Source organism: Nitrososphaera sp., from assembly GCF_037447015.1.
Lineage (GTDB): Archaea > Thermoproteota > Nitrososphaeria > Nitrososphaerales > Nitrososphaeraceae > Nitrososphaera.
This window is the reverse complement of the sequence record NZ_JBBIHK010000059.1, coordinates 1-8,304: the sequence shown is the minus strand read 5'-3', so window position 1 is coordinate 8,304 and position 8,304 is coordinate 1. Positions and strand designations below refer to the sequence as shown.

The following is an 8,304-nucleotide window of genomic DNA, read 5'->3' as shown; positions in this document are numbered from 1 at the left end:
TCTCCTCCTTCAGGCCGCCAATGTCCTCGTAGGTGACCTGCGGGACGCCCCTCATCGTCTCGCCCTTCTCGGCGATGTGGAATATCGTCTTTTGAGTGACCAGCACCGCGTCAGCGGCCGGCGTAACTCCGATGACCTGGAAGGTCAGCCTGCCGCCGAAATAGGGCACCATCACGTTGTCGCCCTTGATGAGTGGCACGCTTTCAAGCGCGTCTGCAAGGTAGCGCTCGTCGATTGGAGGGATGGCTTCAAGCGGCGCCACGATAACTTTCTCGGCCGGCACTGCCTTGATCTTTTTCACGGTCACGGTATCGCCGATGGCGATCCCGGCGTTGTTCCTCACGAGGCCGTCCACGCGGATTATGCCCTTGCCTTCGTCAGACGGGTAAAGCGGTAAACACTTGGCAACCGTCCTGCGCTTGCCCCTTATCTCGATAACATCGCCAGTTGACGCGCCCAGAGAGTCCATAGAGTCATAGTCGATCCTGGCCACCCCCCTGCCTACGTCCCTGGTGTATGCTTCAAGAACCTTTAGGGATAGAGTATTCTGGCTCACATTGACACCTTGCGTTTTCCTTGTCTTTATACCTTTATTATCTTTCGCCCCGCTGGGTCTATAAGAAACACGCAGGTTTTGGAGCCATAATTATAAAAAATTTGCATGTTTCTCCTCCATAAAGAGTTATAACTTGCCCGGTACAAGCTAGGTCGAATTGGACATAAAGCAAGAAAACAAGCCAGCATTGCCGGGCGAGCAGCTTGCCTCGATTGAAGAGTTTGAGGGCGGCAAGAACACGTACCTCACGGCAGACGGCGTGGTGAGGTCGGCCGCGGTGGGGACAAGGGTTTACGATCTCAAGAGGCGCGTGATAAAGGTAGAGCAAAAGAACTCGCCGATGCTGCCAAAGGTGGGCGACGTGCTGGTAGGGTACGTCGAGATGATCTTTGCCAGCATGATATCGGTCAAGGTGCTGTACATAAACGGGGTCAGGTCAAAGGCGGGCTTTTCCGCCATCGCTTCGATGAGGGTCGGGGGCGGCGGAGGAGGAGGCGGGAGGGACAGACGAGAGCGCCCCGTGTTTCGGACCGGCGACATCATCAGGGGGCGCGTCGTGAGCCTGCTCAACTCGACTGTCCACATGACTATTGCCGAGAAAGAGTTTGGCGTGGTATACACGCTCTGCTTCATGTGCGGCGGCGACACGGTGAGGGTCAACGACACGGTCAAGTGCGTCGAGTGCGGGGCGTGGGAGCTGCGCAAGCTGACCCACGACTATGGCAAAGAGGCTGTCAGGAACATCCAAAGGGCAGGCCAGTGAGTGAGCGAGTGGGGGGACAGGATGGGCACAAAGAAGGTCGCGTTCCAGGGGGAGCGCGGGGCCTACGGCGAGATGGCCGCCCTGCAGCACTTTCCCGGCGCAAAGCTCGTCCCGTACAAGACCTTTGCAGACGTGTTTGAGGCAGTCGAAAGCAAAAAGGCGGATTTTGCAGTCATTCCAGTCGAGAACTCGATAGAGGGCAGCGTCGGCGAGGTCTACGATCTGCTGCTTGCCACAAAACTGTCAGCCGTAGGCGAGGTGTACCAGCGGGTCAGGCACTGCCTGATAGCCAACCCGGGGGTAAAGATGGGTGACATCAGGGTTGTGCACTCGCACCCGCAGGCGCTTGGGCAGTGCAGGCAGTATCTGCAAAGGAAAAAGCTCGAAGCCATGCCCGCATACGACACTGCCGGCTCGGCCAAGATGATAAAGGAGCAAAAGCTGGCAGACGCCGCGGCGATAGCAAGCAGGCGCGCGGCCGAGCTGTACGGCATGGACATACTGGACGAAGGAATAGAGGACAGGAAGAACAACTATACGCGCTTTCTGGTCATGGCATTGCCATCTCCTGCCTCTCTGCAAGGAAAGAAGAATAAGAAGAGGGCGGCCAGAGGAAAAGGCGCGAGAGGCGGGAAAAAGAAAGGCGCCGGCAAAAAGATGTCGATAATATTTTCGGTCAAGCACGTGCCGGGTGCCCTCTTTGGCATACTGGGCGAGTTTGCAATCCGCCGGCTGAACCTGACCAAGATAGAGTCGAGGCCGACAAAGGAAACGCCCTGGGAGTACAACTTTTACGTGGACTTTGAGGGCGACGAAGGCGGCGAGATGGAAAAGGTGCTCGCCGCGATAAAGGACAGGACGTCTTACCTGAAGGTGGTCGGCTCGTACAGCAGGGCCGAGTTTAACCCGCAGTAACGTCAAAACGTAAAAAGAGAGAGAAAGAAAGAGAGAAAAAGCTAGCGGTTTCGGAAGCGCAGGCTCAGCCCAACCACGATGATGCCGGTCACCACGAGCAGCAGCGGGCCGGAAAAGCCCAGCGGGCTGGCCTTGGTCTTGGCGTGGCCTGTTATCGTCACCTGCTCGCTCCCCGTGTTGGTTATTATGAACCGGTACTCGCCGGCCTTGGCAGCTGTAAGGTCGTAGCTGTACTGGGTCTGGTTTGCCTGCGAGGTCAAAAGCTGGCCGTCAGGGTCTTTAATTTCAACGTTAAAGACAGAGCCGCGCACCTGCAGCGCCGCGGTGTCGCCCACGTTCATTTCCGGCGACAGCTCGTCTGTGAGCCCCGGCGCAAGCGTGCCGTCAAGGGGGACGTCGACCGAGACGCCGGAATACACGCTGGCCGCTATGCCTATGGCTATGAACGCGGCTCCTGCAGCGAGCATTGCAAAAAAGGTCTTGCCGGCCAACGCAGCTCTTCTCTCTTTTGAGACTCTACATCACGTCCACGTCGTGCGGCTGGCTCTCTATAAAGCCGGCACCGGTTATCCGGACAAACTCGGCGTTCTTTTGCATCTCTGGAATGGTCTTGGCGCCGCAGTACGACAGCCCGGAGCGCAGGCCGCCGACAAGCTGCCTCACTATCTCGACGACGCTCCCCTTGTACGGGACCATCGCCTCGACGCCCTCCGGCACGTACTCGTTGGGGTCGTCCTCTTCGACCACCTTTTCGCCCTCCTCGCGGTACTTGCGTCCCAGGGAGGCCATGTACGACGCCATTCCCCTGTACATCTTGAATTTCTTGCCATTCTTTACCAGCGTCTTGCCCGGGCTCTCGTCTGTGCCCCCGAACATGCTTCCTATCATGGCAGACGACGCGCCGGCAGCCAGCGCCTTTGTCAGGTCGCCGGACGTCCTGATGCCGCCGTCAGAAATCACAGGAATGTCGTACTCCCTTGCGGCCCTGACTGCATCTATGACGGCGGTCAGCTGCGGCACGCCCGAGCCGGTCACGACGCGCGTTATGCAAATAGAGCCAGAGCCCACTCCCACCTTGACTGCGTCCACGCCCGCCCTTATCAGGTCGCGCGCGCCCTCGCCTGTCGCCACGTTGCCTGCTATCAGGTCGCAGCCGGGGAACGCTTTTTTGATCATCCTGACCGTGTTGATGGCGTTGTCGCTGTGCCCGTGCGCGATGTCGACCACGATGGTATCGGCGCCGGCCTCAAGCAGCGCCTCGGTGCGCTCCAGATAGTCGCCTTTCACGCCGACGGCGCCGCCTACAAGCAGCCTGCCCTTCTTGTCCTTGGCAGCGTGCGGGTACTGGTCCATCTTTAAAATGTCCTTGCTGGTTATCAGGCCGGCTATCCTGCCCCTGGTGTCCACAAGCGGCAGCTTTTCGATGCGGTGCTTGTGCAGGATTTCTTTTGCCTGCTCTATCGTCGTGCCAGCCCTCGCTGTTATCACCTCTCTGGTCATAAGGTCGGCGACCCTGCGCTTGAGGTTCTTTTCAAACGTGATGTCGCGCCTGGTGATGATGCCGGCAAGCCTGCCCCCGTCCCCTTCCACCAGGAGCCCCGACACGCCGTACTCGGCCATGAGCTTGTACAGGTCTGCCACCGTCATCTCGGGCTTGACCGTGTAGGGCTGCTCGATAACAACAGACTCGGACCTCTTTACCCTCAAGACCTGGTCCACCTGGTCTTCGATGGTCATGAAGCGGTGGATTATGCCGATGCCGCCCTCCCGCGCAAGGGCTATCGCCATCTGCGACTCGGTGACCGTGTCCATGTTGGCGCTTATCAGCGGAATGTTCAGGCTGATATTGCGTGAAAGCCTCGTCCGCAGATCGGTCTGAGAGCGTGAAACTATAGGCGACCTTTTCGGGACGAGAAGCACGTCGTCAAACGTCAGACCTTCTCTAAAGTCCAACTAATCCCTTGCTGCTTACACCGCCTGTAGGATTATAAGCGTTTGCCAGACCTCGACAGCAGCTGCAGCATGGTGAGCGCCTGCACCGTCTCGCGCACGCTGTGCGTCCTTATTATGGAGGCGCCGTTTATCGCCGCGACTATCTCGCACGCTATCGAGGGCACCAAGCGGTCTTCAGGAGATGCAAGGTTCAGCAGGTGGCCTATGAACGACTTTCTCGAGGCAGAGACGCAGACGGGCCCAAGGCGTACAAGCCTGTCGATGTTTGACAGCACTTCGAGGTCGCGCTCGTACCAGGGCGTGCGGTCGCTATCGGGCGTCCTTGTGAAAAAGGGGCCCTTGCCCTCCTTCCTGAAAAAGCCTATCGACGGGTCGACGACCACTCCCCTCTTTATGCCGGCCTTTTTTGCGATAGCGATGCTCTCTTGCAGCGCGGCCACCGTGGCCGTGACGCCTCCGGCGGCCGGCGCGGTGCTGTCATGATGATAGTATGCCCCTGCAATGACAGGCAGGCCGGCGGCTGCGGCTGCCGGCGCCATCCTGGCGTCGTATTTCAGTCCTGTCACGTCGTTTATCGCGTCCGCCCCCTCCTCCGCTGCCGCCCTTGCAGCCTCTGCCCTCGGCGTGTCGGCTGAGATCGGGAGGTCGCAGCCCTCCTTTGCAGCCCTGATGGCGACCCGCAGGCGCTCTACCTCTTTTTCAACGGGGATGACCGTGTCAAGGTAGGGCGCAGTCGACATGGCGCCGATGTCGATGATGTGAGCGCCGGCGGCCTGCATCTCTGCCGCGGCTCTGGCTACCTCCTGCGCCGACGTCAGGACAGAGCCCTTGAAGAACGACTCGGGGCTGACGTTTATGATGCCCATCACCTTTACTTCGTGGCCGCGGCCTATTGCGGCCCGGCCGATAGATATTGTCGTTGTCGTTGATGATGATGTTGATGATGACGCCAAGCAGAGGTACCTGCACGCTATAATCAGGCGCGGTCCTTATTATTTGCTAAACAAAAATTCAATAAAAGGGCCCCCGCAACCTCCTTGATCATATCACATGGATTTTGCCAAGCTGTGCGACAGGGTGTTTGCGCTCAACGACGACATAAGGTATGTAGCAGTCATTGACGACATTGGGACGGTGGTTGCAGGCGGCATGCGCAAGGGGACCGACTCGATAACCAACCAGGCAAACGACGAGCTGTACCTGGCCCAGACGGCGCTCCGCAAGTCGATGAGGGAGCGCTTTGACCAGACGATGGGCAAGGCGCGCTTTGCCTACGTCGAGCGGGACAAGATCTCCATACTGACGTTTTTCATGGACAGCAACACGCTGGTGCTGACGCTGGAGCCCAACCTGGACTCGCACACCGCCATGGACATCGCAGAGGACACGCTGGATCTTCTGGGCAAAAACAACAACAGCAGCTAGTAGCGCGTCGTCCTGCAGTCGAGCAGGATCTTGCCGGCGTGCAGCCCCTGCTCCATCCGCTCGTGCGCCTGCCGCGCCTGCGCAAGAGGCAGGACAGAGTCTATGACGGGCTTGATCCGCTTTGCCTGCACGAACCTGACCAGCTCTATCAGCTGCTTTTTCGAGCCCATCAGCGCGCCGGCCATCGTCAGCTGCTTGCTGTAGAACGTGCGGACTGGCACCACGGCCTCGTTGCCAGAGGTCATGCCGCAGACGGCCATCCTGCCCCCTATCTTTAGAGAAGAAATGCTCGTCTGCCAGGTGGCCGCCCCCACGTGGTCTATTACAAGGTCGACCCCTTCGCCGCCCGTTATCCGGGCCACCTCGCCGGCAATGTCCGGCGTCTCGGACCTGTTGATAACGTGGTGCGCGCCCAGCTTTTTGCCAAACGCGGATTTGTCGCTGCCGGCGGCAGTCGTGATTATCGTCGAAAACGTGCCCATCGCCTTTGCCAGCTGGATGGTAGCCATGCCCACCCCCGACCCGGCGCCGTAGACCAGCAGCGACTTCTTTCTTCTTCTTCTTTTTTCTGCAGGGCCGGCCTGCTGCTGCAGCAGCATGTTCCACGCAGTCAGGTACGAGACCGCAAGCGTGGCGGCAGCCTTGCTGTCAATTATTTTGCTTTTTCCCAGCCTTATGACGTTGGCGGCAGGGACGGCCACCCGCTCTGCGTACCCGCCGTCATGGTCGCTCATTCCCCCGATTATCGCAAACTGGCTGCACTTGTTTTCCTCCCCCGCCCTGCAGCGGGCGCACCTGCCGCAGCTTACCCCGGGATAAACCATCACGCGCTCGCCCTTTTCAAGCCCCGCCTTTTTATTGCTGCTGCCGGTGCTCCTTACCGTGCCCACGATGTCGCAGCCGCAGATGTGGGGCAGCCGGATCTTTTTGCCGGCTATGCCCATGCGCGTCCAGATGTCGAGGTGGTTCACGCCGCAGTATTCCACGTCTATTATCACAGAGTCGGCCTTTGGAACAGGCTCTGCAAAATCCTGGTACTGCAGCACGCTTGCAGGCCCGTGCTGGTAGAACGGTACTGCCTTCATCGTCATCGTCGTCATCGTCGTCATCGTCATTTCTCTGCCGGCCGGGTCAGGTTGTGCATGGCGACAAGGTCGGCCGCAAAGGGCCGGAGCTCGTCGGGCACCGCGATATCAATTGGGTCCTTGAGCGAAAGCGGCCTGCCCGTCTCCTTTGAGACTGTCTCTTTCTTTTTGTTCCAGACAAGCGAGTTAAAGTCGGTTATCGCCTTTGTGAATTTCGTCATTTCTTCTTCGTCATCCTTGCCGCCGCTCTTCTTCGAGGGCACGGGCATCGCCTGGCGGTGCACGCTCTCGCCGGAAGAACGGGAATACAGCTTCCACAGCTCTTCCGAGATAAAGGGCGTGATGGGCGCAAGGAGCAGGAGCACCGTGGAAAAGCATTTGTGCAGCGTGTACAGCGCGGACTGGTGGCCAGGCCGGTCAGACTCGTACGCCCGCGCCTTTACCATCTCCAGATAGTGTGCTGCAAAGAGGTTCCACGTAAAGTCGCGGACTGCGCTTGCCGGCACGAAAAAGTTGTATTCCTCGTACCCTTTCCTGCACTCTGCGACCAGCCTGTCAAGCTCGCCAAGTATCCACCTGTCAGACGGCTCCAGGCTTGCCGGCTCTTCTTTGACGATGTCAAACGAGGACAGGAACCTGCCCACGTTCCAGAGCTTGCTCAGGAACTTCTGTGCGCCGGCTATTTTCTGCTCGGAGCACCTGAAGTCGTAACCGAGGTTTGCCTCGCTTGCAGACCAGAACCTGAAGGTGTCTGCGCCGTGCTGCTGTATCACCGGGAAGGGGTCGATGACGTTGCCCTTGCTCTTGCTCATCTTTTCGCCCTTTTCGTCGACGCCGTATCCCATTATCCACGCGTCTGACCAGGGCATCTCGCCGGTCAGCTGCACGCACCGGAGCATCGTGTAGTGGAGCCAGGTGCGTATGATGTCCTTGGCCTGCGGCCGGATGGCAGTGGGGTAAGCGTACTTGAACAGCTTTTCGTCTCTTTTGTATTTTGTCACATAAAGGGGGCTGATGCTCGAGTCCATCCACGTGTCAAACGTCCTTTCCTCGCCCGTGAACTCGCACCCGCCGCATTTCTCGCATTTCTCAAACGGCGGCTTTTCCTTCCACGGCCTGTAGTACCTGCCCGGCTCTGGCAGCAGAGGAGTCTTGCAGGAGTTGCAGTACCATATCGGGATCTCGGTGCCGTAAAACCGCCTGCGCGACACGGGCCAGTCTATTGCCACCGAGTCGAGCCAGTTGAGCAGGATCTGCCTGTGCATCTCGGGGTGGAAGTTCAGCTTCATGGCAAGCTGGCGCAGCTCCGGCACGAACTCCAATTGCTTTACATAATAGTCGTGGAGCGGGATTATCTCTATGGGCGTCTTGCTGCGCTCGCACAGGGGCGTGCGGTGCTGTATGTCCTCCTCCTTTTCCACCAGGCCGGCCGCCTTCAAGTCCTCTATGATCTTTGCCCGGGCCTGGTTGACCCGCAGGCCGGCGTACGGGCCTGCCGCCTCTGTCGTTATGCCGTTTTCGTTGAGCGCCACTACCTCCTTCAGGCCAAGCTCGCGGAACACCTGCACGTCGTTCTGGTCGCCGTAGCTGCACACCATCACCGCGCC

The 8,304-nt window shown here is 58.9% G+C and carries 8 protein-coding genes and 1 pseudogene; 3 read left to right on the top strand and 6 right to left on the bottom strand.

Annotation, left to right across the window (positions count from 1 at the left end):
* Positions 1 to 556 (bottom strand): annotated as a pseudogene (locus WKI84_RS12570) (AAA family ATPase); the annotation flags it as partial.
* Between the two features lie 157 nt (positions 557 to 713).
* Here WKI84_RS12570 and WKI84_RS12565 point away from each other — a divergent pair.
* Both WKI84_RS12565 and pheA read left to right on the top strand, forming a co-directional pair.
* Positions 714 to 1,319, top strand: coding sequence for an exosome complex RNA-binding protein Csl4 (locus tag WKI84_RS12565; protein WP_337863905.1), 606 nt, complete (start codon positions 714 to 716; stop codon positions 1,317 to 1,319).
* Complete coding sequence (gene pheA, locus WKI84_RS12560; RefSeq protein ID WP_337863904.1) at positions 1,320 to 2,234, top strand: prephenate dehydratase; 915 nt, start codon at positions 1,320 to 1,322, stop codon at positions 2,232 to 2,234. It begins immediately after the preceding gene.
* A gap of 41 nt (positions 2,235 to 2,275) precedes the next feature.
* Here the strand turns inward: pheA and WKI84_RS12555 are convergent, their stop codons facing one another.
* The 3 genes from WKI84_RS12555 to WKI84_RS12545 are packed head-to-tail and all read right to left on the bottom strand — an operon-like array spanning position 2,276 to position 5,140.
* Positions 2,276 to 2,701: an emp24/gp25L/p24 family protein gene (locus tag WKI84_RS12555; RefSeq protein WP_337863903.1), complete on the bottom strand. Its 426-nt coding sequence runs from the start codon at positions 2,699 to 2,701 to the stop codon at positions 2,276 to 2,278.
* A gap of 49 nt (positions 2,702 to 2,750) precedes the next feature.
* On the bottom strand, positions 2,751 to 4,187 hold the full coding sequence (gene guaB, locus WKI84_RS12550) for an IMP dehydrogenase (RefSeq protein ID WP_337863902.1): 1,437 nt from the start codon (positions 4,185 to 4,187) through the stop codon (positions 2,751 to 2,753).
* A gap of 32 nt (positions 4,188 to 4,219) precedes the next feature.
* Complete coding sequence (locus WKI84_RS12545; protein WP_337863901.1) at positions 4,220 to 5,140, bottom strand: dihydropteroate synthase; 921 nt, start codon at positions 5,138 to 5,140, stop codon at positions 4,220 to 4,222.
* A 97-nt stretch (positions 5,141 to 5,237) separates the two neighbouring features.
* Here WKI84_RS12545 and WKI84_RS12540 point away from each other — a divergent pair, with 97 nt between their 5' ends.
* Complete coding sequence (locus WKI84_RS12540) at positions 5,238 to 5,612, top strand: DUF6659 family protein (protein ID WP_337863900.1); 375 nt, start codon at positions 5,238 to 5,240, stop codon at positions 5,610 to 5,612.
* On the opposite strand, the gene WKI84_RS12535 is transcribed toward WKI84_RS12540, so the two are convergent.
* Both WKI84_RS12535 and WKI84_RS12530 read right to left on the bottom strand, forming a co-directional pair.
* A complete protein-coding gene (locus WKI84_RS12535; RefSeq protein WP_337863899.1) occupies positions 5,609 to 6,727 on the bottom strand; it encodes a zinc-binding dehydrogenase in 1,119 nt (372 codons plus the stop codon). The genes WKI84_RS12540 and WKI84_RS12535 overlap by 4 nt on opposite strands.
* The coding region (locus tag WKI84_RS12530; protein WP_337863898.1) for a class I tRNA ligase family protein at positions 6,724 to 8,304 on the bottom strand (1,581 nt) is incomplete at its 5' end. The genes WKI84_RS12535 and WKI84_RS12530, both read right to left, overlap by 4 nt.